37 protein-coding genes and 2 pseudogenes are annotated in these 22,304 nt (G+C 37.5%); 12 read left to right on the plus strand and 27 right to left on the minus strand.

Features of this window, described 5'->3' with window-relative positions; genetic code table 11:
- Positions 1-175 precede the first annotated feature (175 nt).
- From ACFQ02_RS00100 to ACFQ02_RS00205, 22 genes are all read right to left on the minus strand, one after another.
- Complete coding sequence (locus tag ACFQ02_RS00100; protein WP_380817763.1) at positions 176-406, minus strand: hypothetical protein; 231 nt, start codon at positions 404-406, stop codon at positions 176-178.
- Positions 407-585: 179 nt separating this feature from the next.
- Positions 586-936, minus strand: a complete 351-nt coding sequence (locus ACFQ02_RS00105) for a hypothetical protein (RefSeq protein ID WP_380817765.1) — start codon at positions 934-936, stop codon at positions 586-588.
- The gene (locus ACFQ02_RS00110; protein ID WP_380817768.1) at positions 918-1,163 is read right to left on the minus strand and encodes a hypothetical protein; all 246 of its coding nucleotides are present in this window, start codon (positions 1,161-1,163) and stop codon (positions 918-920) included. The genes ACFQ02_RS00105 and ACFQ02_RS00110 overlap by 19 nt, the downstream gene beginning before the upstream one ends.
- Before the next feature lie 150 nt (positions 1,164-1,313).
- Positions 1,314-1,598 (minus strand): hypothetical protein, encoded by a 285-nt coding sequence (locus ACFQ02_RS00115; protein WP_380817771.1) that lies wholly within the window; start codon positions 1,596-1,598, stop codon positions 1,314-1,316.
- Between the two features lie 291 nt (positions 1,599-1,889).
- Complete coding sequence (locus ACFQ02_RS00120; protein ID WP_249961097.1) at positions 1,890-2,150, minus strand: colicin immunity domain-containing protein; 261 nt, start codon at positions 2,148-2,150, stop codon at positions 1,890-1,892.
- Positions 2,150-3,382 carry a phage head morphogenesis protein gene (locus tag ACFQ02_RS00125; protein ID WP_380817774.1) on the minus strand — a complete coding sequence of 411 codons (1,233 nt, stop codon included), beginning with the start codon at positions 3,380-3,382 and terminating at the stop codon, positions 2,150-2,152. Before ACFQ02_RS00125 ends, ACFQ02_RS00120 begins: the two co-directional genes overlap by 1 nt.
- Entirely contained in the window at positions 3,339-4,619 is a 1,281-nt protein-coding gene (locus ACFQ02_RS00130; RefSeq protein ID WP_380818178.1) for an anti-CBASS protein Acb1 family protein, read from the minus strand. The genes ACFQ02_RS00125 and ACFQ02_RS00130 overlap by 44 nt, the downstream gene beginning before the upstream one ends.
- 5 nt (positions 4,620-4,624) lie before the next feature.
- A complete protein-coding gene (terL, locus tag ACFQ02_RS00135; RefSeq protein ID WP_380817776.1) occupies positions 4,625-6,082 on the minus strand; it encodes a phage terminase large subunit in 1,458 nt (485 codons plus the stop codon).
- Positions 6,036-6,443, minus strand: coding sequence for a helix-turn-helix domain-containing protein (locus ACFQ02_RS00140; RefSeq protein WP_380817777.1), 408 nt, complete (start codon positions 6,441-6,443; stop codon positions 6,036-6,038). The genes terL and ACFQ02_RS00140 overlap by 47 nt, the downstream gene beginning before the upstream one ends.
- Positions 6,427-6,564, minus strand: a complete 138-nt coding sequence (locus ACFQ02_RS00145) for a hypothetical protein (RefSeq protein ID WP_380817779.1) — start codon at positions 6,562-6,564, stop codon at positions 6,427-6,429. The genes ACFQ02_RS00140 and ACFQ02_RS00145 overlap by 17 nt, the downstream gene beginning before the upstream one ends.
- A gap of 231 nt (positions 6,565-6,795) precedes the next feature.
- A complete protein-coding gene (gene lysC, locus ACFQ02_RS00150) occupies positions 6,796-7,008 on the minus strand; it encodes an Rz1-like lysis system protein LysC (RefSeq protein ID WP_380817780.1) in 213 nt (70 codons plus the stop codon).
- Positions 6,986-7,309 carry a DUF2570 family protein gene (locus ACFQ02_RS00155; protein ID WP_380817781.1) on the minus strand — a complete coding sequence of 108 codons (324 nt, stop codon included), beginning with the start codon at positions 7,307-7,309 and terminating at the stop codon, positions 6,986-6,988. The genes lysC and ACFQ02_RS00155 overlap by 23 nt, the downstream gene beginning before the upstream one ends.
- Positions 7,294-7,815 (minus strand): lysozyme, encoded by a 522-nt coding sequence (locus ACFQ02_RS00160; RefSeq protein WP_380817783.1) that lies wholly within the window; start codon positions 7,813-7,815, stop codon positions 7,294-7,296. Before ACFQ02_RS00160 ends, ACFQ02_RS00155 begins: the two co-directional genes overlap by 16 nt.
- Complete coding sequence (locus ACFQ02_RS00165) at positions 7,802-8,071, minus strand: phage holin (RefSeq protein WP_380817784.1); 270 nt, start codon at positions 8,069-8,071, stop codon at positions 7,802-7,804. Before ACFQ02_RS00165 ends, ACFQ02_RS00160 begins: the two co-directional genes overlap by 14 nt.
- A gap of 57 nt (positions 8,072-8,128) precedes the next feature.
- Entirely contained in the window at positions 8,129-8,308 is a 180-nt protein-coding gene (locus ACFQ02_RS00170) for a hypothetical protein (protein ID WP_380817785.1), read from the minus strand.
- A gap of 156 nt (positions 8,309-8,464) precedes the next feature.
- Entirely contained in the window at positions 8,465-8,824 is a 360-nt protein-coding gene (locus tag ACFQ02_RS00175; RefSeq protein ID WP_380817786.1) for an antiterminator Q family protein, read from the minus strand.
- A complete protein-coding gene (locus tag ACFQ02_RS00180; RefSeq protein WP_380818180.1) occupies positions 8,814-9,428 on the minus strand; it encodes a recombination protein NinG in 615 nt (204 codons plus the stop codon). Before ACFQ02_RS00180 ends, ACFQ02_RS00175 begins: the two co-directional genes overlap by 11 nt.
- A gap of 5 nt (positions 9,429-9,433) precedes the next feature.
- Complete coding sequence (locus tag ACFQ02_RS00185) at positions 9,434-9,898, minus strand: DUF1367 family protein (protein ID WP_380817789.1); 465 nt, start codon at positions 9,896-9,898, stop codon at positions 9,434-9,436.
- Complete coding sequence (locus tag ACFQ02_RS00190; protein WP_380817791.1) at positions 9,886-10,449, minus strand: DNA N-6-adenine-methyltransferase; 564 nt, start codon at positions 10,447-10,449, stop codon at positions 9,886-9,888. Before ACFQ02_RS00190 ends, ACFQ02_RS00185 begins: the two co-directional genes overlap by 13 nt.
- Positions 10,449-11,837, minus strand: a complete 1,389-nt coding sequence (locus ACFQ02_RS00195; RefSeq protein WP_380817793.1) for a replicative DNA helicase — start codon at positions 11,835-11,837, stop codon at positions 10,449-10,451. The genes ACFQ02_RS00190 and ACFQ02_RS00195 overlap by 1 nt, the downstream gene beginning before the upstream one ends.
- Complete coding sequence (locus tag ACFQ02_RS00200) at positions 11,837-12,799, minus strand: DNA replication protein (protein ID WP_380817795.1); 963 nt, start codon at positions 12,797-12,799, stop codon at positions 11,837-11,839. The genes ACFQ02_RS00195 and ACFQ02_RS00200 overlap by 1 nt, the downstream gene beginning before the upstream one ends.
- Positions 12,789-13,133 (minus strand): helix-turn-helix domain-containing protein, encoded by a 345-nt coding sequence (locus ACFQ02_RS00205; protein WP_380817797.1) that lies wholly within the window; start codon positions 13,131-13,133, stop codon positions 12,789-12,791. Before ACFQ02_RS00205 ends, ACFQ02_RS00200 begins: the two co-directional genes overlap by 11 nt.
- On the opposite strand from ACFQ02_RS00205, the gene ACFQ02_RS00210 reads away from it, so the two are divergent.
- The gene (locus ACFQ02_RS00210; RefSeq protein WP_078218118.1) at positions 13,117-13,524 is read left to right on the plus strand and encodes a hypothetical protein; all 408 of its coding nucleotides are present in this window, start codon (positions 13,117-13,119) and stop codon (positions 13,522-13,524) included. The two genes, ACFQ02_RS00205 and ACFQ02_RS00210, sit on opposite strands and share 17 nt — an antisense overlap.
- Before the next feature lie 23 nt (positions 13,525-13,547).
- Here the strand turns inward: ACFQ02_RS00210 and ACFQ02_RS00215 are convergent, their stop codons facing one another.
- Genes ACFQ02_RS00215 through ACFQ02_RS00225 form a run of 3 tightly spaced genes read right to left on the minus strand, consistent with a single transcriptional unit; the run spans position 13,548 to position 14,572 of the window.
- A complete protein-coding gene (locus ACFQ02_RS00215) occupies positions 13,548-13,826 on the minus strand; it encodes a helix-turn-helix domain-containing protein (RefSeq protein ID WP_380817800.1) in 279 nt (92 codons plus the stop codon).
- Between the two features lie 42 nt (positions 13,827-13,868).
- A complete protein-coding gene (locus ACFQ02_RS00220; protein WP_380817802.1) occupies positions 13,869-14,321 on the minus strand; it encodes a phage regulatory CII family protein in 453 nt (150 codons plus the stop codon).
- A 44-nt stretch (positions 14,322-14,365) separates the two neighbouring features.
- Positions 14,366-14,572: a helix-turn-helix transcriptional regulator gene (locus tag ACFQ02_RS00225; protein WP_011609559.1), complete on the minus strand. Its 207-nt coding sequence runs from the start codon at positions 14,570-14,572 to the stop codon at positions 14,366-14,368.
- 138 nt (positions 14,573-14,710) lie between these two features.
- Between ACFQ02_RS00225 and ACFQ02_RS00230 the strand changes: the two genes are divergently transcribed.
- Both ACFQ02_RS00230 and ACFQ02_RS00235 read left to right on the plus strand, forming a co-directional pair.
- Positions 14,711-15,346 carry a LexA family transcriptional regulator gene (locus ACFQ02_RS00230; protein ID WP_380817805.1) on the plus strand — a complete coding sequence of 212 codons (636 nt, stop codon included), beginning with the start codon at positions 14,711-14,713 and terminating at the stop codon, positions 15,344-15,346.
- A gap of 113 nt (positions 15,347-15,459) precedes the next feature.
- Positions 15,460-16,299 carry a BRO family protein gene (locus ACFQ02_RS00235; RefSeq protein WP_380817807.1) on the plus strand — a complete coding sequence of 280 codons (840 nt, stop codon included), beginning with the start codon at positions 15,460-15,462 and terminating at the stop codon, positions 16,297-16,299.
- 26 nt (positions 16,300-16,325) lie between these two features.
- Here ACFQ02_RS00235 and ACFQ02_RS00240 read toward each other — a convergent pair whose 3' ends face one another.
- Both ACFQ02_RS00240 and ACFQ02_RS00245 read right to left on the minus strand, forming a co-directional pair.
- Positions 16,326-16,616 carry an addiction module antidote protein gene (locus ACFQ02_RS00240; RefSeq protein WP_380817809.1) on the minus strand — a complete coding sequence of 97 codons (291 nt, stop codon included), beginning with the start codon at positions 16,614-16,616 and terminating at the stop codon, positions 16,326-16,328.
- 4 nt (positions 16,617-16,620) lie between these two features.
- On the minus strand, positions 16,621-16,926 hold the full coding sequence (locus ACFQ02_RS00245; protein ID WP_380817811.1) for a type II toxin-antitoxin system RelE/ParE family toxin: 306 nt from the start codon (positions 16,924-16,926) through the stop codon (positions 16,621-16,623).
- Positions 16,927-17,396: 470 nt separating this feature from the next.
- Here ACFQ02_RS00245 and ACFQ02_RS00250 point away from each other — a divergent pair, with 470 nt between their 5' ends.
- The 9 genes and pseudogenes from ACFQ02_RS00250 to ACFQ02_RS00290 all read left to right on the plus strand — a co-directional run bounded on the left by ACFQ02_RS00250 (position 17,397) and on the right by ACFQ02_RS00290 (position 22,269).
- Positions 17,397-17,597: a hypothetical protein gene (locus ACFQ02_RS00250; RefSeq protein WP_380817813.1), complete on the plus strand. Its 201-nt coding sequence runs from the start codon at positions 17,397-17,399 to the stop codon at positions 17,595-17,597.
- Between the two features lie 81 nt (positions 17,598-17,678).
- Positions 17,679-18,281: a hypothetical protein gene (locus ACFQ02_RS00255; RefSeq protein ID WP_380817815.1), complete on the plus strand. Its 603-nt coding sequence runs from the start codon at positions 17,679-17,681 to the stop codon at positions 18,279-18,281.
- Between the two features lie 353 nt (positions 18,282-18,634).
- Positions 18,635-19,000 (plus strand): annotated as a pseudogene (locus ACFQ02_RS00260) (BRO-N domain-containing protein); the annotation flags it as partial.
- Between the two features lie 282 nt (positions 19,001-19,282).
- Positions 19,283-19,936, plus strand: a pseudogene (locus tag ACFQ02_RS00265) (KilA-N domain-containing protein); the annotation flags it as partial.
- Positions 19,937-20,011: 75 nt separating this feature from the next.
- Entirely contained in the window at positions 20,012-20,206 is a 195-nt protein-coding gene (locus ACFQ02_RS00270; protein ID WP_380817817.1) for a hypothetical protein, read from the plus strand.
- A 1-nt stretch (position 20,207) separates the two neighbouring features.
- Entirely contained in the window at positions 20,208-20,336 is a 129-nt protein-coding gene (locus ACFQ02_RS00275; protein ID WP_380817819.1) for a hypothetical protein, read from the plus strand.
- Entirely contained in the window at positions 20,333-20,695 is a 363-nt protein-coding gene (locus ACFQ02_RS00280) for a type II toxin-antitoxin system death-on-curing family toxin (RefSeq protein ID WP_380817821.1), read from the plus strand. The genes ACFQ02_RS00275 and ACFQ02_RS00280 overlap by 4 nt, the downstream gene beginning before the upstream one ends.
- Before the next feature lie 285 nt (positions 20,696-20,980).
- Entirely contained in the window at positions 20,981-21,643 is a 663-nt protein-coding gene (locus tag ACFQ02_RS00285) for an ATP-binding protein (protein ID WP_380817823.1), read from the plus strand.
- Complete coding sequence (locus ACFQ02_RS00290) at positions 21,640-22,269, plus strand: hypothetical protein (RefSeq protein WP_380817824.1); 630 nt, start codon at positions 21,640-21,642, stop codon at positions 22,267-22,269. Before ACFQ02_RS00285 ends, ACFQ02_RS00290 begins: the two co-directional genes overlap by 4 nt.
- Positions 22,270-22,304 lie beyond the last annotated feature (35 nt).

A 22,304-nucleotide genomic window follows, 5' to 3' on the forward strand; every position in this document is an offset into this window, starting at 1 on the left:
AAGGTTAAAATACCCACGATTTTAATACTCCTGTTTTAATTGCGTTGAAATAGGTAAAGAAAAACCCCGAGCATTGCCGTGTTCGGGGTTTTGTTTTTTGCATTTTCTATAAATTCCAGCTATGCCAAACACCACTTGCAACGTGGGTTGCAAGCGGTCTGATTTGGTGAGTTTTTTACAAATTAAAAGTTGTTATATGGTAAGCGTTTGGGCTTTGACGTTCAATGACCGTCTGCGTAAAATTCCGCTGACGGTATTCGCTAGGAATATCAAGGCTTCTAACCTTTTCTAATACATCTCTATGGTGCTTGCCAAATACGGTAGCTACGGTTAAAGAATCTGTAATAACTTGGTTATTTTTAATCTGAACAAATTGGTTAAAATCTTTAATATCGATCAGTTTCATTTTACTCTCTCTTCTCTCTCGCAAAAGAAGCCTACAAGAAGCAGTGAGCGAGAGAAAACACACCGCTTGTCGAGTGTACATCTCTATCTTGCAGGCAATAAAAAACCCGACCTTTACGGATCGGGTTGATTGGTAATAAAAAACCTAGCTCTTGGCTAGGTTTGTAATAAATTTAGTTATTAAAAATAACATTCCACGGCTTTATTTAAAGCCTTCTGATGCAGTATTGATAGAGCCTTATTTCCTTTCATCATAACGCCATCTTTCGACTGATTAAAATGCATTCCTATTTCATCAATAAGAATATCAAGATCGTCATTTTCAATGTTTCCTTGTAAATCAAATGCCCAATCTTCAAGCAAAAATGTTAAAGCGTGCCAATTGTCACCTTGTATTTGGTAGCCTTCAGCATTTTGAATAATATCATCAGGCACCAAAGCCAATAGTTTTTTAGCATTTTCCCCATTTCGCTCAAGTGAAACAAAGTCACCAACTACTTTTAAGTATGCCATTATTTTATTTTTTTCCATTTTTTACTTTCTCTTGAACGTTTCACAAAAGAAACAATTTGCTTATCTTTTTTAGATTGAATAATTGCTAATTTTTTCTTAGGTAAAAAACGAACTAAATGCTCTGTTTCTTCATCATAAAAATCAGGCTCTGTTTGCTTAATAATTTCTGCCATTTGAGAAACATCAATATCATTAAAGCGTTGTAAATAGCGAACCAAACCGTGTACATCTACAATTATACCCAAAATAGCAAAGTTATTGTATGTTTTTTCAGCTTTTTCTTTAAATTCATCACTCCAAGGTTTATGTGGGCTACTCTTCTTTTTAAATTAATTCATCGCCATCATACGATGATAAGCATCTTTTTTACTTTCTCGCAAATCTTGCTTCCCATTCTATGAGTTTTGCATTAACTTAGCCTTACTCAATACTTTTCCTACTTCCAACTTTAACCGACAAGCACTTATCCTGCCTAAATTAGTAACTTCTTCTTGTTGCTCCGGTACATCTACTGAATAAGCATCTGCCGCTAAAAAAATGCTTGCTTCGGCTTCCGCTTCTAATTCATCTGCCGATTGTTTATTACTATAAAACAAATCAACAAAAAGTTCTGAAAATTGTATGGCTGAGATATGCCCCTGATAAAAATCAATAGCTGTATCCAGTATTTTACTTTTCATTATCTCAATAATCCGTTTTTAAGGAAATTTCTCCACTGAGCGGATTTCTTATCCATTTTGATGAAAGTAACAAAATTACCGTCTTCATCAAATACCGCAACACCGCCAGTGTCTCTGTTATAATATACTACCGAACCGACAAGAAAGCCATAAGAACCATATTTAACTTATTGTGCGTAATTCTCCACCTATAATCTTTGATTTAGGTGGAGATGTAAGCACTAACGCTCTAATCAGGGCATTCTTGTTTTTCGATATATTTTCTAATTGTGAGATTTATGTGCTTTGAACTTAATCAACCAGTTTTAATTCTCTTAGATGCTCAGCAATCTCTTTTCTTAACTGGACTTCATCAATTTCACCATTATGCAGATAAATTCCGTTAGGGTTGTAACACTCAGTGGCATAATAAATACTAATTTCTTTATTCTGCTCATCTTGCGTCACTCCCTTGGTTCCACCGTTCCATTTATCTAAATACAATTCTTGGAATTCATTTACAGATATTTTCTTATTATGGAAATCTATGGCTAATTTTAATAGCTCAGTCATTATCCCAATCTCCCATTTTTAAGGTAATTTTTCCATTGGCTTGAGTGCCTGATCATTTTCATTGACGATAAATACACTCCATTAACAAAAATCATTACCCAGCCAGTTTTCCTATTATAGAAAACTTTGGAGTCTTTTACATCTCTATAATGCCCAAAAGCAATGGTGTCTTTATGATTAAGTTGTCGTATAAGCTCTTTTTGGTATGTACGCCACACAGATGGATTAGATCTCTTCTCAAACGGGTTAAAATACTTTCTATAATGTTTAATCTTGTCTCGAACTTGTTTCTCCCCAAATTCTAACGTACCAAATCTCTTTGTTTCTACTTTGGGTAGTACGACTTTATCTGTAGGATCGACTGGAATTGGCGTATTAAACGCTTTTTCTATCCGTTCAATGCGAGTGATTTTCTCTTGCACTGACTTTTCATCCAACACTGGTATCTGCACACACCGACAGTTAATCTCGTGTCCAGGGTGTCCTGTTTCAGGTGGATCGTCATAACTAAAAATCTTGCCATCATTCTCAGCGTGACTACTTCTTACTCTCTCATCACCTGATGTACTCCAACGATATTTCTTAATACCTAAATCTTGATGACGAACTTGGGTTAATGTGGCATTAAGTTTTGATGACTGGTCACGTGCAATTAATCTTGCTCTGCTTTCTGTTACATTGCCAATCTCTCTAATCTCTTTGGCTAAATCAGCATTGAGCTTACCTGTCATAACTGATTGTGTTACTGCAGTTTGTACTTTGTCTAAATACTGACTACTAATCGATTTAATCAGTTGTATATTAGCAGTAGTGAGCAAATTAACCTTTTCAAGCAAGGCTGGACTATTACCGAGAAAACCTTGTAAATCTATACCAGTTTGACGTTGTAAATTCGCTGTTACCTCTCGCACGTTTTGTTGATTACCACGCTTTACAAACTCTTGTGCTATATTTTCAACGGTTAAAGAGCGATCATTTCCTGATAATTTTTTGACAATGTCTAAAAAGCGTTGAGTATCAAAGGCTTTAAAATCATTATCGCTATCCATTAAAAAAGGGGATTGCGGTTGTTGCAATGCCCCTTCTACTTGTTTTCTTAATACACCAACCAAACCAAGTAACTGACGACTATACCAAAATTCCGTTTGTTTACTCGTCTTATTCAGTTTGAACTTGCGTATTTTCGGCTTATTCTTCTGGTTCTTCCAAATCTCGGGTAAATTCATTAACATCCATTTGCTCCTCTAATTTGGCAATCTCTTCTGCAGAAATTGAAGCGAATAAACCACTTTCTTTCAATTCATTAGCTACTTGAATCTCACTTAATACACCATTTTGCATCAGAACATTTGTAGCAGCAGAGAATGTATTAAGCATATTCACTTTCTGTTCTTGTTTTATTTCGGTTAGTGGAACAAACTCAAACCACCAATCCTGTGGGTAAAATCCTACAGCCATTGTTGAGATAACTGGATCTAGTTTCTCAAATACAGGTCTTAGCCTATTTTCCTGTAATCCATGAATAGATTCATGATAGTTTTGAATATCTTCATCGCCACTAGCAAGCCCAGACACAGACTGACCAAACAAGATAGTAACAGGCATTTCTGCTGCCCCTGCTACTGCATTACGAAACTCAATTAACAAATCTCTCAAGCCTGTAAATGTCAGCTCTTTTTGGTCATACTCATTATCTTTGTCAATAAGAAGTATATTTGTTGATGATTTAATGAGTTGAATAGATGTCATTGCTTTTGCAATATCACTTTCAAACCCAGCAGCAAGCTTATTAGTTAAACCGTCCATTTTAAAAACATCAACTTTACTTTCTTGGACTAAATCACCTGTATTTGTACTTAGTGCATCATATCGCTTAAGCACTTCATATGCTTGCTCAATATCAGAAAGCCCCCAAAATTGGTTATGTTGCTCTTCTAAAGGCCTATCAACTGCATTAATGAATAATAATCTTGAATAATGAACATCAATTTTGCCATTTACCGTATAAATATCGTACTTGCCAAAATTGTCATCAAAAACATTTTCGTTTCTCTCACCCTTAGGTTGCACTTTGCTTTGTTCAAGAATAATAAGTTTCTCAATGTGCTGACCAGGCTTAAGAGGAAATGTTGTGCTTCTTTCAGTTAACACAAGAATAGCAACACCACCGTAGAGACTAGCCCATGCACAACCCTTTTCTAACGTCTCTTTTAATTTAATCTTGCGTTCAATACTTTCAATTTTCTCCAAATGTTCTGCATCTAAATCATTCGAAAAAATATTACGCCATTTTCGTGTCATATCTCTTGCTTTTTTATTACAGATTTTTTGAACAATCCAATTTTGTTTCCAAAGTGCATCTAATTGTGCCTTGTCATCAGTCAAACAAAAACCACTAGTATATTTTAGTTGCTCTTGTCGCTTGCCAAGATTTGTCGCAAGTGATGTTAATCCATCATTAATTTGAATTTGTGTCATAAAACATCCCATAATTGCGGAGGTCTAGAAAGTTGATCGTTAATTGCCATAACCAGAGTATCAACTTGATCGTCATGTTTATGGCTATCTGTCGCCGTAAATGCCTCACATTCAGCGATAAAATCATTAACCCAAAAGGCATACTCAGGAAGCATTACATACCCACTTTCAATATACCCTTGAACACCTAACACTCTTGTATATTTATCTTTATCGACCTGAACAGGATTAATTGGAATTTGGCTCTCTCGTTTAATCTTCTGAATTAGGCTTGTCCCACTTGCTTTATCTTCAATATGAGCTTTTGTAATCAATCCCGTACTTGTGTCTGACTTATGTTTTTGCCATATATCTTTTAATTTTTGCTCAAGTTCTGGTGCTTCCCATTTACCACGAACTAAATCCAAGATATACAGTTTCCCATCCACTCCTTTACCAGCGACAAAAAAGACAGAATAATCGTTATGTTCTTTTGTTTTTTGAGCCGTATCTACATAAATAGCTTTAAGCTTAATTAGTGGAGCAATTTTATATCGACCAAACCATTCACCTTTAATAATTCCACCACCCTTGCTAGATGGTCTTTGTTGATAAAGTGCATTCCAAGTATGAGTTCCCACTGCATTTTTAATTTTAATTAACCGATCTAAATCAAAACGCTCAGGGTGTAATGGCTCGCCTTCTTTTCGATATATTTCATCCTGCTCTGCTATTGCAGGAAATGAAATAACACGCCATTGATCGCCACCATTCTCCATTTCTTGCAACAATCGCCCTGCTAAATCGTCTTCGTGCCATCGAGTCATTCCCAATAAAACGCCGCTATTAGGTGACAAACGAGTATAAAGTGTTGTCGTGTACCAATCCCAAACACTATTCCTAACCGTTTGTGAATTAGCTTCTTTGGCATCTTTTACAGGGTCATCAATGATCGCAATATCAGCACCCATACCTGTTATACCACCGCCCACACCAGCAGAACGATATGCACCTTTATGTCCCATAATTTCAAAAATTTCACTGTTTCTAAGTGCCTGTCCTGAAATGGTTGTCATTCGTTTATTGCTTAACCAAGATTGTGGGAAAATATCATGATAATTTTCAGCATCCATAATTCGTTGCACATCTCGGTTCATTCGACTAGCCAAATCAGCAGAATAAGAACAAGCAATGACTTGTAAATCAGGCTTTTTACCAAAAGCCCAAGCTGGAAAGCGACGACTAAATAATTCACTCTTACCACTTCGAGGAGGAGCAAAAATCATTAAGCGAGGCTGCTTGCCATCAATAACATCTTGGTAAAATTGCTGTAATTCACGAGCAATAATTTCATTAAACCAACCTGTAATGAAATCGGGCTTAGTGTGCGTAGTGAAATCAATCAAATTTCTGCGAGCTAACTCATTACTAAGCTTGCTTTCGCTTAAGCTCTCTAAGAAGTCTAAGTTCATCATCTGAATATACCGAAAGATCGATTTCCTTTTTCACTGCAACCTGCACCGCACCGCCATCAACTCCCGAAATCTCTTGAACTTGCTTATCCCGCCATTTCTCTGGTTGCCTATTCTTGAGCCAAAAAATTGCCGATGTTGGATCGGGCGGATAGTGCTTAATCAACGAAGTTTCCACAATCTGATTGTTAATAACTCGTATATCAACATCAGGAGCCTCATATCCCAACGCCCTTTTGTAAAGCCTCTCAGCTACATTTGCGTCCGCTAGCATTTTTCCTTTCTTTATGGACTCGTAAAAATCAGAATGTTCTAACTTCCATCTGTTTATTGTTGCTTCATCAACGCTAAAAAAAATCAGCAATATCTTTATCTATCGCCCCTAATAAACATAACTTTTCTACTTGAATAGCATATTCAGCCTTATATTTTGTAGGTCTACCACGCCCTTTAGACGTGGATTTAATCTCGCCTTTTTTTGACATAGTGGTCAATCCTTTTTGAATATTTTCTTTGTGTATGTGTGTGTTTCTAAAGATAACCGCATTTAATACAACGACCTCTCTAAACTGCTTGCTCTGGTTGCCGTATTTCTTGGTTTTCCTCTTCTCATTATCGGGTTAATTATCTTTCGAAATTACTGACCTTAACATCTCCATAACTTCCTATTTCTGCACCATTTTCTAATTTAGAACTCATCAGTCACACCATTAATATCATTTACTCATATCCATCTCATCATGCCAACGTCTTATCTGCTCAACACGATGAAGACAAATATCACGCTCACGTTTGAGTATTACTGCATATTTAGACACATCACCATAAGTCTTGCCGTTGAATCCTGTTTTGTCTAAGTGAGCAAGAAGTGCCGCTGGAATCTGCGGACATACTTGTGCTACTGGCTTACTTGCGCAAGAAGTCAACAATAGAACGAGGAGTGCTAGCATTGTGAGCGTCAGCACTCTTTTCACTGTCTGAAATAGAATTAATTGCTTCATCTGATTTTCCCCTAATTTCGCTCTCAAGCTGACTAATTTCTAGCGTGAGAAGTCGATTGATTCTTTCGTACTTCTCGAGCGATTCAATACTCTTAGCTTGTTCATTAATAATTTGAGCTTGTGCGGCATTCTCGGCTTTTTTGCTAGAAATAATCTGAAACTGGACCCACAACGCTACGCACAAGCCCAAAATGATGGCGATTAGAATCTGAGTTAATCGGCTAAACATAGTTCTTTCTCCTTCTCTCGCCTAATAACTAGCCCACGCAATACTTTACCGCCAGCATATACCCAGTGCGGGAACTGATCGCACATTGCTTTAATATTGCCATTACGTGCGTGCTTAAACATCGTTGATTTTCTCATAGCGCCACATCCAACGTTAAACGTTATCGACACTGCCGATTCAAACGCACCTTGCGGCAGCCTGTACCCACTGGCGAACATATTTACACACTGTTCGGCTTTTTTGAGATCGTGAATCCAGCGATCTGCAATCTCTTGCAGCGTATATCGTTTATTGCGAGTTATCTTCAATCCGCTTGCTTCTGTACTACCGATCCCAACCGTCAACACATCCGCAGGGCACTGATACGGCTCAAGCATACAACCTTCAGCGTTGCCGATAATCTCTAGCCCTCTCTGTCCCGTGCGGATTCGTCCGTCATTCTTAGAAAGAACAATCGCAATAACCGAAGCAACAGCACACACGGCGAGTTTTTTAGAGTGCTTCACCTTTCGCCCCCATTTTTTCTCTTTCAAGTTTAAGCTTCATTCTCTCAACTCTTAATTTATGAAGTTCTTCAAGTCTTGCTCTTTCTGCGTTCTTTCTCTCATTATCTTTCTTTTTATAATAAGAATTCACAAGCATTGTGATAACGCCAATTGTTAAACTGATAACCGCTAGCCACTCTTGAAGAGAGAGAAGTGCGAAGAAAGCTCCAAAACCTGACCAGATATATGATTGCGTCCCAGCGTCTTTCATTTTCATATCTCCACCCCTTGCTTTTGGGGCAATAAAAAAGCCCAGTCGTCAAACTGAGCTTGGTTAAAAATCACTCTTTTGCGTCACTTTAATTTCACTTGGAAGAAGATCGATATTACCAGCCGCCCTGATTAACTTGCCATCTGCAGAATAATGTGCCACTGTTATACCTTTTTCGTGGATTAAGACATTAAAGCCACCACCTTTTAATGATAGAATTTCAAGTTTAGAAATTTTCCCCATCGACTCCCCTTTGCTTTAGAAGCAATAAAAAACCCCCAGCTGGTTCAGCTAGGGGCGTCAATATATTCTTTTTGCAACTATTGCAATGATATACTAAATCATACACTTTCAGTCTAGACTAAGCAAGACTTTTTTTGCATTTTTACCAAAAAATTTTCATAAAAAATGAATATCTATCTTCGCACTATCAATCGCTCCCTCAATATAACTCTTTGCTTTTGCCAGCTCATTGAAATAAGTCGCACGACTAATATTTAATATCTTACAAATATCTACATCCTCAATTCTTAAGGCATATCTCGCCATCAAAATCTCATAACGCAAATCCTGCTTCTCTTTCAATTTTAAGATCTGCTCCCCAATTAGAAAACAAGCCTCATCTGTTAAATTAAACATACTATACCGACTTAATGGCATTACCGCGAGTTTCATACCAGCAGCAATACAAGGATATTCCGTACCAATACGACTATTAGCAAATCGTCCCCAAGCAATTAACACTCTATCAATATTCATCATACCCCCTACGTCTTCCAAGTCTTCTCGCTTTCTGGTTAAAGATTTTCTTAATCCGTCTTAAATCATCATCAGAATAATGCCTTGACCGATTATCTGACTCAATTAACTTAACTTTCTCAAGCCCTAACCGTTCCACCAGCCCTGCTCTATATTCATGATAATTACCACCAAGCCAACGGTTACAGCGTTTACATTGTCCGTGAATGTTCAGCGTATAAAACCGCAAATGTGGAGCTGCTCCCCGACTTCGATAATGCCCCGCATCAAATCCACCGCCTAATTTTTCGTCCACCAACGGCATACCACAAGAAATACATGATTTAAGCTTATCGCGTACCCGAACATATTTATTTACCGCACTTTGTGCTTCGCTTATCAACTGATGATGTGTCTTGTTCATCTCCTTAAGTGCGGTCATTCTTTTTTTAGTTTCTAACCGCTTTGCCTTACTCATCTTCTCCCGCTTCTGACGAGTTTGTTGCTTTCCTAATTTGATCGCACATGCCAATGAACACACCTGCTGAGTTGTGCTGATCGTCTTTACAAACAAATTGCCACAACATTTACATTTATATTCTTTAATTTTTTCGCTCGCATTAATCGTCCTTAAAAAAAGCTGTAAAGGCGTTCAATAACATTCTGATCAGTTGTTTTATTAAATAAATAATGAAGTGCGGCATTGATCAAGGCGTGATAACATCGCTCAAATTCCTCTTGAGTCATGTTCTCGTAAGAAAGTGACATCGCCTCCACCCTCACACGCCCATCAATCGTATAAGTTTCCACTCTATAGCCCGCTAACACAGTTAAATGTTTACGAAAAGTATCAAACTGCACCGTCTTATCTAAAAATTGCCAATCCGTTTTATCTGCAGTCCAATACTCAAAACAAAAATTAAAAAAAGCAAATACCTTGCGGTGAAAAGTGGGATTACGTAATAATTTAACCTTAACATTAATCACATCTCCCGTTTTAAAACGACTCATCTGCTCTGCACTTTCATCATCAACAGGAATAAGCGTTCCCCCTGCTATTTTCACCATCTGCACGTTCAAAACTACTGCCCCCATTTTTCAATGTGTTGCCATTCAACAAATCCCACATTGCCAACAGATTGCTTACGAGGATCGAAAAATGCCACCATCGTCCCCTTACTCGGACTTCCTCCAGCCTCACCTGTTTTAGGGTGAATAAACGCAACTCGGCTTCCAGTAATAAATAAAATTTCACTCGCATGCTTGGCCACCAACGCACCCCATTTAGTCGATAAATCTTGTGGTAATACCATCACCACTAAATAGCCTGCCTTTTTCAGCTCAATAGCTCGCTCAACAAATGGCAACGGATTACTATAAGGCGGATTAACAAAAAAGTGAGGCAAATCAAAATGCTCATCAATAAAACGATCAAGTGCCTCAGACAACAGTTCAAAGTCACCTAAAAAATCCCCAAACATCTGACCGCTCTTTATCTCTTCATCATCACCTTGATAATCGCCAATAAAAAAATGACATTGGCTATCAACGCCATTAGAACAACCATCAATACTAAAAAAATGTAAATTATTTAAGTAATTAAAAAGACAACGAGGTGTCCGCCACTGATTCTTAACTGAATGCATTAAAATACTCTCCCTTGATAATATTTATCCAATGATGCCTTCTGCTTACTATGTCGTGATTTAAATGCACCATCATTTTTAATAGACTCTATCGCCTCAAATGCAACAGCCTGATCGCAGGCAACAAAATGCCCATTGATAAACTCCATATACACCTTACCCAACGCACCAAAACGGTTTTTCGTCACATTTAACTCCGCATAGTTATGCTCACAATCAGTGCGATAACTCTTCTCACGATAAAGCATAATAATCTGACTAGCATCTTGCTCAATTGAACCTGATTCTCGTAAATCGCTATTCATCGGTCGCTTATCCCCTCTCCCGTCCACATCACGATTTAACTGACACAACAAAATCACAGGCACTTTTAAATCTTTTGCCAACAGCTTCAAATCTGCCATCGTCTCCGTAATTTGATAATGTTTATTCAAAGATTGGTTTGGATGTCGAACCAATCCCAAATAATCCACCACCACTGCGGATAACTCGCCTGTTTGAGTTAAATGATTTTCCGTAATTGAACGAATCTCTTGTGCATTCAAACCGCCTCTATCCACAAAATAACAGGCTTGTTTCTTCGCTTCTCCTAAATAACTTGCAATCCGAGCATAGTCACTTTGGTCTAATTGCATTGGATTACGTAGTTTACACACAGACACATTTGCCCCAGCACTCAACAACCGATCAACCAACTGAAAATTATCCATCTCAAGACTAAAAAACAGCACCGAGCCACTGCGTTGAACAATGTTTTTCGTTATCGTCAAACCAAATTCCGTCTTCCCCGTTCCTGGACGACCAGCAATCACCGTGACATCCGTCGCATTAATACCGCCTAAAATTCGATCTAACGCCTCAACCCCCGTAAACAGCAATCGCTGATTAAAATCAGACTTCGTACGATTGTCCAATACCTCAACATAGCTATCCAACAAATCCCCCAGCAAAATAGGCTTAATATCTACCCTGTCTGCCAACAACTGCTCTAACTCCGTTAATGCTCTTGCCGTAATTCGCTCTAACTCACCATCACGAGCTGTCGATAATTCTTTTGCAACTGTCAATAACTTATCCTGTGCAACACGATTAATCCAACTCTCACGCACCCGTCTTGCATAACCTTCAAGATTGGCAGATGTCGTCGTGCGATGAATAATCTCTGCCAAATCCGCAAAACTTTCCCCAAACTCTTCAGATAACAACACAAAATCAATCACATTGTCCTTGCGTGCTTGACGGCGAATATTCTCGTATAACTGACCAAAGCGAAAAGTCAAAAACATTTTAGGCTCAAGCCACGTCATGATCTCTCGTGCTTTAGGCGTCAACCCCGCTTTCAACAAAGCACCAATTAACGCATATTCCAAGTGATATATTTTATCCATTACAAATTCCCTTCAAGTGCCTTATCAAACACATCCTCACGCAACAGAAAATCAAAATCTGCCCGCCAACCCCGATTATTCTCACCAAAATAAAAATCACGTGCATTGCTGAAAAAATCATTGAAATAATCTTCAAACACCTGCATCCAATCCTCGCAAACACGCTTGTAGAACATCTCCGCCATTTTTTTAATTTTCCGCTTACGTTTCTCACTAAGCTTGTCAGGAAAAGCCACCTTAGCCAACTTACGCTCAGATTTATCAATACTGGCGTTGAATAACTTAGCCACGGCTGAATAATTAATTTTCAAACTGGATTGCGATTTTTTAACCGCACTTGGTGCTTCACCGTCAGATGGTTTCTCATCACTTGAATTTTCATCAACAGCTTGATTGACATCCTGTGATAAATTTTCAACTGAATAAAATTCCTCTGCCGACATCTCGGCGTCAGCCGATTCCCCCTTTAGGGGGTTAGGGGGGTTATTTCTTGTATGTAATCTATGTATGTAATCTCTTGAGAAAAACGAATGTGCAAAAGGTGCGGTCGGAATGTCACTTTCGTACATTTCGGGCGAAACGTTTTGAACATTGCGGGAGGCTTCCTTCATACATTGACCAACCTCCTTATTTTTTGCTATCAACTCTTCCATAAATTCATTCAATTTTTCACAATCAATTCGATAATAAAGACGATGCTCTAACCGCTTATGTGTCTCAATTAAAATACCTAAATCTCGTAACTTCTTACGAGCCGTTTCCTGTTCTTTACGAGATAATCCCGTCTCCTGTTCCCACTCCTCTTGCGTTTTATAAACGCCCAGCGGATTATCCGTTTTATCCATCCAATAAAACAACTGACTAAAGAAAATGGCAACCTTAGCACCGCCTAAAGGCTTAGCTAATCCATTGTAGTAAGCTATTGGCTTACCTATCCCGTACAAAGCATCACTAAATTTCATGCTCAACCTCCATAAAATACTGCTTTACTCGCTTACCATTTGACACTTCAATAAATTCCGCATGAATTTCATGACCGCGATCACGTAAATCTTTAATGCGAGCAGAAAGACGCAAACAGCCAAATTGATTTAACGCTTCAAGCGAAGTTATTCGCCCACCATTTTTTAAATGAGCTAAAATCCTCGCATTCTGCGATTGACTTTGTTTTTCGTTAAGATTAATATTCATAGCGATTTTTCCTAATCCTTGCCACTGCTCCAACAGTGGCTTTTTATATAAATTGCTTACCGTAAACTGACTATTGATGAGGTTTTTTATGGATATTGCGACCATTTTCTCCTCCGCTAAAACTACTCTTGATATCCTCTCTGGAATGGAAACTAACAGCGTCTTGGCTGAGCGTGTTGCTCTCCTCAAGGATCAGATTGAAATACTCCGATATACCTACGAATCTACTCAAAAAGAACTGACCGAAACTAAAGCAAAATGCACCGCACTGGAGAATGAAATAGCGAGTTATCGCACAGCGGAACAATTTATCTTTGAACATGGTGCGGCATTTAAAAAAACCTCCACTGGCTACATCAAAGCGGTGTATTGCCCCAACTGTTTCAAAGTTGCTAGTGCGAGTTTTGTTCGTTTCCCTTTCCAATGTGGAAGCTGTAAATGGTCTAGCATGTTTAAAATGGGTGAATTTGAACGTATTTTTAATTCGCTGCCCTAACCGCATTTAATTTCTCCGTTTGTTCAGTGGTTTTTTATTTCTTGTAAAGTGATTTCATGGTCCATCTCCATAAAATACTGCTTTACTCGCTTACCATTTTTCAACTTGATCATCTGAGAACAAACTCGGTATCCCTTATCTCTCAAATCCTTAATTCGAGCAGATAAACGCAAACAATTAAAACGTGCTAACGCTTCTAACGAAGTAATCCGCCCGCCCTTTTGCATATACGCCAAAATGCGTGCATTTTGACTTTGACTTTGTTTCTCATTTGGATTAACATTAAAAACGGTTTTACTCATAAGACCCCCATTTATAATTCGCCACGGCTTAGCTGTGGCTTTTTATTGCCCTAATTCCATCTTCAAACAGATAGCTTGCTCAATTAACTGCTTCACTTCTGCTAAGATTTTCTCTTTCTCGTTCTGAGATAAATCACGCCCAAGTTCTGAGTTAGAACTGACCGCACTTTTAATCTCTTTGCCAATTCGTCCGCTTGATTCCGCGATGTCTAGAAATCGAGAAAGCACATCTTGGCCACAATCAGCACATTTCAGCATAGGCACAACGATGTGATCGATTTGTGCTGCAATAGCGGAGAGTGTTTCCTTGCTTTGAACGGTGGCGATAAGTTCGATCGCTTCGATAAAGCTCAGCTGGTTCTGCTCGCAGTCCACGTTGAGCTTATTACTGAGAATGTTTGGCGACTTCTCTAACGTGTAAGCAAGAGAAGTAATACCGCCTGAACTGTTCTTACAATCTCGGTGCAACAATTTCTGTATCTCTTTGCTATTCATGAAAAATAATTCCTTTTCTTGAAGATTGTTTGTTAGTTGGTAAATTAGTTTTGAACAGGGAAAACATCATCTAGAGAACAAGCAACACCATTTCTATTCAATGCCATAACAATTTTTCTCGCAGTTTTTAAATCTGGTGTTCTTCTTCCTGACTCGTAATGCCCTAACGCACCTTGTGTAAGGTTTATTTGTTGAGCAAATTCTCCCTGAGTTAAATTTGTTGCTTTTCTATACTCATAAATTTTGTTCATAAAAAACTCCTTATAAATATCGATCTAAATAATACATTATGTATTTTAATTATTCAAGGTAAAAATACTCTTTGTATTTTGAATAATTAATACGAAGTGTAATAATTTGTTAAATTTATAAAGAGAGGTATTGGCTCTATGAAAAAACAGTGGAATGAATTCGTTAGAGATCGAATGTCCGAGAAAAATCTCAAGCAAGAAGATATTGCTGAGGCAATAGAAAGAACACAGGGTGCAGTTGGGCATTGGTTAACAGGACGAAGATCTCCTAACTTTATGGAAGTAGCAAAAATGCTTAACGCTACTGGGGCTGATCAGGTTATTCTCAATTCAGATGGAACGATAGAAGACATAGAGTTTATAGGAATACCAAAAAAAGGATTAGTTAAGGTCATTGGAGAAGCAACGATGGGAACAGACGGAAGTGTTGACATTGAAGAAATTCACGTTGGCTATATAAATATTTTCACCACTGATCCAAAAGCATTTTGTTTACGCGTAAAAGGCTCAAGCATGGAGCCGAGAATACATAGTGGCGAATTTGTTCTAGTTGAACCTCAATCCCCTTTTAGTAATGGTGATGATGTTTTCATTCGTACAAAAGATGGTAAAAATATGATTAAGATCCTTGATTACCAGAAAGATGGTGAATATAGATTCTCAAGTATTAACAACGATCATAAACCATTTAATCTAGCTATAGATGAGGTTGAGCTAGTGTATTATGTTGCGGGTATTTTAAAAAAATCTAGATTTGTTGATCTTGAACCATAACATCTTGATGGTTGATAGCAAAGTCTTCTGGTGGTCTGTGCTTTGTGATTAGTTGAAGTGATGAATTTTATTGGTTGAGTTTGTCATTCATGATAGAATAATAAGGATTATTTATGAAACCAAAATTTGATAAAAGTATGACGCAACTAGCTTTAGTTTTTGAAGAAGGAAATGAACTAACATTTGATGACTTTGCTAATCAAAATGGCATTGTATATTGGTATGCGTCTGATTTGGCAATGATGCTAGGTTATAATGATATGCAAGCTATAAGCAAAGCTATAAATAAAGCGTATGCTGTATGTAATAATCTAAATATTCCTATTGTTGATAATTTTATTCAAACATCGTCGCCAAATACTCCAAATGATCTAAAAATGACTCGCTTTGCTTGTTACCTAACTGTGATGAATGGTAATATAAGTAATCCTAAAGTCGCAGCTGCACAAGCCTATTTTGCAGGGCTTGCAGCAGAAATCCATGCTGTTTGTCAAAGCGCAGAAGAGGTTGATCGCGTCTATTTGCGAGGTGATATTTCAGATAGAGAAAAAAGTTTGAGCCATATTGCATATAGGCACGGTGTTGATAATTATGCTTTTTTCCAAAATGCTGGCTATCGTGGTATGTACAATATGAATATAAAAGCATTAAAAAACAAAAAAGGGTTATTTGATGATAAGGCATCTTTGCTTGATTACATGAATAATGAAGAGCTTGCTGCTAATATATTCCGAGTTACGCAAACAGAAGCTAAAATTCGAAATCAAAATATACGAGGTCAAGCCGCTTTAGAGAATGCAGCTGAGACTGTCGGGCGAGCTGTTAGAAATGTAATGATACAAAACACAGGTACTGCACCTGAGGATTTAAAGTTATCCCAAGATAAGATCAATAAGATACAAAGTAACATTAAGAAAACACATAAAGCACTAACAAAACACGATAAAAAATAATTCAAACCGCCACACTGGCGGTTTTTTTAGATATGCGTTGGGACAAGTTTAATACCTAGTGCTTGCGTAATTTTCATTATAGTATCAAAACGTGGCTTACTACCGTATGATAATGTTTTATAGAGGCTTTCTCTTCCCAACCCCGTTTTTTCTGCTAATTCCGTCATTCCTCTCGCTCTTGCAACATCACCTAGCGCAGAAATAAATTCATTAGTATCACCTGTTTCTAAAACCTCACTTAAATATGCCGCAATCATTTCTTCACTATCTAGATATTCAGCAATATCAAATGGTTTTAATTCTACTTTTTTACTCATACATTTACCCCTCTTTCTGCTTAATTTCTTCCCATAACGCTTTTGCTTTAGCAATATCTGCTTTCTGAGTAGATTTATCACCGCCACAAATTAGCAAATAGGTTACATCTTTGTATTGTGCATAATAAACCCTATAACCAGCTCCTTTCATTATTCGCATTTCATATAAACCATCACCAACTGATTTATAATCGCCAAAATTACCATTTTTAGCTCTATTAATACGAGCAAGAATAGCTGCCTTAGCCGACAAATCTTTTAGCTCTTTAAGCCATTTATTAAATACTGTTGTTTCAATTACATCGAGCATAGCAATCCCTTTTTTATTTAAATGAATCGTATCCCATTGGATACAAAAGAACAATAATTTTTTTTAAATTACTACTTCTTTATGTGACATAGCTCACAAATTCAGCAATCAATCAAAAAATTTCAAAAATATTTTTCTTTGGAAATCAAATAAATAAATACATTTTGTATTTTTTAATAAGAAATAAAATACAACTTGTATTGACAATAAAAATACATATTGTATTATATGCATCAAAACGAGCTACGGCTCAATGCTCTTTAACAATTAAGTTAAAACCGTTATTTGCCTGATGGTGAGACCAAACAGGAAGCCCCTAAAACCCCTGTTTATCAACAGCGTTATGCCTTGAATACAAGGAACAGACATAGCCCTTATAACGGTTTAGGTGAAATCTGGGCGTGTACAATGAGACACAAGAGAGTAACTGAATTTATCTCTGACAGATAAATCTTTTGAGGAATAACATAATGGAAATATTAACATCTGCTTTAATAGCATTAGTAATATCATTACTTGTGCATTGGTTTACTATTACACAAGTAACGGAATGGTTTGATAAATTCTTTTTTGAACAAAATCAGATAATGAAAAAATATGCTGATGATGTAAAAGAAATTATGGATAGGCGAAAATTATATATAATTGACAACCGCCAAACTTCGGATTAAGATAACCGTACTTTCAACAGAAAGTCAGCGAGCCACAATTTATTAATGGCTTTTTTAATACCTAAATTACTGGCTGATGTTATGTTTAAATCTATTTTCTTGAAATTTTTCAATAAAAATAAACAAAAAGATATTGCTCCAAATCTTGCATTAAAACCCCAAATTGATATTGAGCTTGTTACAGCTAGAAATAGAGAAGATGAACCGCCGACTACGGCGGAAGAAATTTTATTCAAAAAAGCATTTCTTCTTCGAATAAAAGATGCTTTACATAGATATGATTTTGTAAAAAAAGACAAAATCGAATTTCTGGCTAAACGAATTTTAGATGACTCTTACAATCAAGGAGAGGTTCTATCCTTACAAGAAAAAAAGGAATTAAACTTAAATACCAGAGCAAAATATTCAAAAGAGCTTATTGATTGCTTTCAAGATGTTGAGCATTTCAAGTTTGATCCTAAGTTTTTTTGTAAAAACCTACAATATACAGAACGAACTATTGTATGGGCTTTGAGAGAAATTGAACGTCTAAGAAATACGGGATTTATTGAAAAGATCCACCTGTCAGGAATGGGAGAATGGAATGAAAAAATAGTTAAGCTGAATAATATCCCGTCATTACCAATAATTGACTATACACAAGAACAATGTTTATTTTTTGTTACAGGTCACATTGATTATTAATTTACTTTACATCGCCCCAAAATTCATTTAGACTACACCTACTTTCAAAAGAAAGTCGGGATTAGCCTCCTGAATGAGTGGTGCGGTGAAAAAGATAGTCGCACAATGCGACTTTTTTTATAACCGAAAACTAGCAAATCAAAAGGTATTACCAAAACGGTAACCCCTTCAAAACTTCAAAGGTCTAGTCAAATTGACTACCCCTTTTTAAAAGTTGTCAATGATGAGCTAGGTTGGAGATCTTCGGATCGCCGTTTGCACTGCTCAACGGTAAGGCTAATCCAATCTAGTTCATCACCAACGTTTAGCCTCGTAGTGATGAGTTTTTAAAACTTAGATTAGAGAGCAGAAAAATGACAACTTTAACTTTCCAAAACAAAACTCTTTCGGTTATTAATCAAAGCAACCAAACTTGGCTTACAGCTTCAGATATTGGTAAAGCATTAGGTTATTCTCAAGGTATTGTTGGAGTAACTAAACTCTACAACGCCCACCAAGACGAATTTACTCCTTGTATGACCGCACTTGTGGATATGCAGACCGCAGGGGGCATTCAAAAAGTCAGAATTTTCAGCTTGCGTGGTTGCCACCTAATCGGAATGCTTAGCCACACCAAAGTCGCCAAAGAGTTTCGCAAATGGGTGCTGGATATTTTAGACAAAGAAGTTTCGCAAAATAATCAACAAATCGCCCCGCTTGCACTGCCTGAAAAGAAATACATTGACAATCGAAATAAACCGCAATACACTGAAGTCCTCTCAAAAAATAACTACAAGCGGCTTCCGCACCCGTCAGATTTAGCGGTTTTTTTATGCCAATTCAACGGCGGGTCGATAGCTGGGAAATACAATACCGTAAAGGGAATACCTAGCAGCAGGCAACTTGTAGTGCCTGAGAGTGAGTCCCGCCACCCTCAACCCAACGTGGCTAATCTCTCAAACTACAAGGAATTAGCTATGACTAATATTATCACCGCACACTACAACGGTACTCAAGTTTTTTTCCAAGATGACGCATATCTTAACGCAACTGCAATTGCAGCACATTTTGGTAAACGCCCTAATGACTGGTTATCCTTACCAGCGACCAAAGAATATATTGAAGCCCTTCAGACAAATACCAGAAAATCTGGTAATTCAAAAAATAATCAAGAAGTGGGAAAATCCCACTTCATAAAGACAACTCGTGGAGCAAATGGTGGAACTTGGCTACACCGCAGATTAGCAGTTGCCTTTGCTCGTTGGTTAAATGTCGAATTTGCAATTTGGTGTGATGAACAGATTGAAAAAATCTTAATAAATAAAAACAAACCACAACAACTGACCTCACCTGAACCAAAACCACGTGGAATTTTACTCGATGAAGAAGCATTTTATGTTGTCGCAAAAGCAATAGCTAAATTAAATGAATCTACATTTGAGTGGGAAAAAATGATGGATTTGTTTTCAGAACTTGAAAGCCACAGAAACTATAAAACAGCATTTAATCTCGGTGTTGCCAGTTACAATCTTGCACAAAGTTCAGAGAAAATCATTATGAAAAATCTAGTGCAGATGAAAAACAAGGTATGGAAAAAAGAGATTGAAGACTTTATTTTTTCTAACCCACATCTACAAAATCATACAGAAAATAAACTAGTTCACTACTTACGTTAAGACTCCCGAGAAACCGACCGCACTTTTCCAGTGTGGCGGTTTCACTCAACCTAAATTTAGCCAAGGAACACCAAAATGAACATGAAATCAGAATTTTACTATTGCTGTGCAGCTATTATCTTAGGAGCAACATTAGCCGTCAGTTGCAAAGCCTGTTTCAAACAGGCTTTTTTATTGTGCAGAAAAAATAATTTGACACCACCGCCAACACGGATTAAGATAACCGCACTTTCAAGCCGTCCCAAACGGCTTTTTTTTGTAGGAGAATAAAATGAAACCCAATGCTCAACCGGTAAAAATCGAACTCAAAGGCGAAGCAGGAAAACGTGTTGCATTAGCAGCAGCCAAGCGTGTGATTAAAACACACAACAAAGAAATCAAAGCACTTGCATACAAATGATTACACTTGAATTAGTGATTGCCATTCATCAAGCCATTTTAGAAACCGAGCCTGGCTTAAAAGGGGCGGTAGATTTAGGGAAATTAGACAGCGCATTATCACGCATTGACAACTGGATGCACTACGAAAATACCGATAATATCTTTGATATAGCCTCCCTTTATGCGGTTGCTATTGCCAAAGCCCACGCCTTTCCTGATGGCAACAAACGAACGGCAATGGTCACAATGCTTACCTATTTAGATCTACAAGGTATAGAAATTGAACCCGATCACGGACTTGATGATACAATGGTTGAAGTCGCAGCAGGAACAATGGATTTCAAGCAGCTAGCTCAACATTTACAAAAATTATGCTAACCCCCGTTGCAATCAACGGGGTGATGAGCTGGGCAGGGGATCGAAAGATCGCCGTTCACCTTGTACAACGGCACAATCGCAAATTCATTAATTCAACTCTGTAGAATGGAATTCAAATTACAATTAAAGACACAGTTCCATTAATCGACAAACTATTAGACGTGCAACACAAAACGCCACATTCTAACCAAAAACGAATACAACACCAATTGTAATTTCAATCAACAGCCAAACTTCATCAAAATCCACCGCACTTAAAGTGCGGTTTTTCTTTAGGGAAATATTATGAGTATAACAACCTTAATTTTAGGGGAAAGCGGTTCGGGCAAATCAACTAGCCTACGCCACCTAGACCCACAAAAAACACTTCTTATCCAGTCAATTAGCAAACCACTTCCATTTAGGGCGAAAGAATGGCAACCCATTACAAGAGATAACCCTAGCGGATCTATTTTTATCTGTGATGATACTGAAACTATTTGCAAGGCTATGACTAGAACACCGCGTGAAATCATTATCATTGATGATTATCAATACATTATGGCAAATGAATTTATGCGACGTGCGAAAGAAAAAGGCTATGACAAATTTACTGACATTGGCGAAAAAGCATGGACGGTATTTAATACCGCATTAAAGCTACCAATGAACAAGCGGATCTATATTTTATCGCACGTCGAAACCGATCCATTTGGCAAAACCAAAATCAAAACCATTGGCAAAATGCTTGATGAAAAAATTACGCTAGAAGGCATGGTTACTATCTGTTTACGCACACAAGTAAATGACGGGCAATTTCAATTCTCTACGCAAAACAACGGTAACGACACAGTAAAAAGCCCTATGGGATTATTTGAAACTCAATTCATTGAAAACGACCTCAACGCCGTTGATGAAATGATTTGCAATTACTACGACATCAAACCAACACAAGGAAACGAAAAATGACACAAACAATATTCACTTACAATCAAGAACAAGCGATAAAAGCTGGTAATTCCAGTTTTATCGCTGAAACAGGAGCATATATTTGCAGAATTATCAGTGCAGAATATGTTCAGTCTCAAAGTGGTGCATTATCCCTTGAACTAACTGTTGAAACAAAAGAGGGATTGAGAGGAAATTACCTCTCAATCTATTATCAAGGTAAAGACGGTAGCCCACTACAAAGCGGACACAACATGATACAAGCAATTATGGGGGGCACAAGAGTGGCTGAACTTACACGACAATTTAAAGACAACAAAGCGTACGCACCACAATTAGAGGGAAAATATCTTGGATTAATGCTGCAAAAAGTCCTTCGCACCAAACAAGACGGTTCAGACACTTACGGCTTTCAGATTCTTTGCCCATTCTTCCACAACACCCAAAAAACCTTGGCAGAGCATCTTGAAAATAAACCAGCTGAACGGATTAAATGGCTTATTGAACACATTAAAGATAAAGACGACCGCAGAAAACAAGATCAACAACAAAATTATCAAGCCCACCAACAACTTTATGGGCAATCAACCTCATCATCTTATCCGCCCCCATTAGCAGATAACCTTGATGATGAAATTCCTTTTTGAGATACGTATATATCTAAATTTAGCTAAAATTGACC

The sequence above is a fragment of the Seminibacterium arietis genome (assembly GCF_042675725.1).
Lineage (GTDB): Bacteria > Pseudomonadota > Gammaproteobacteria > Enterobacterales > Pasteurellaceae > Seminibacterium > Seminibacterium arietis.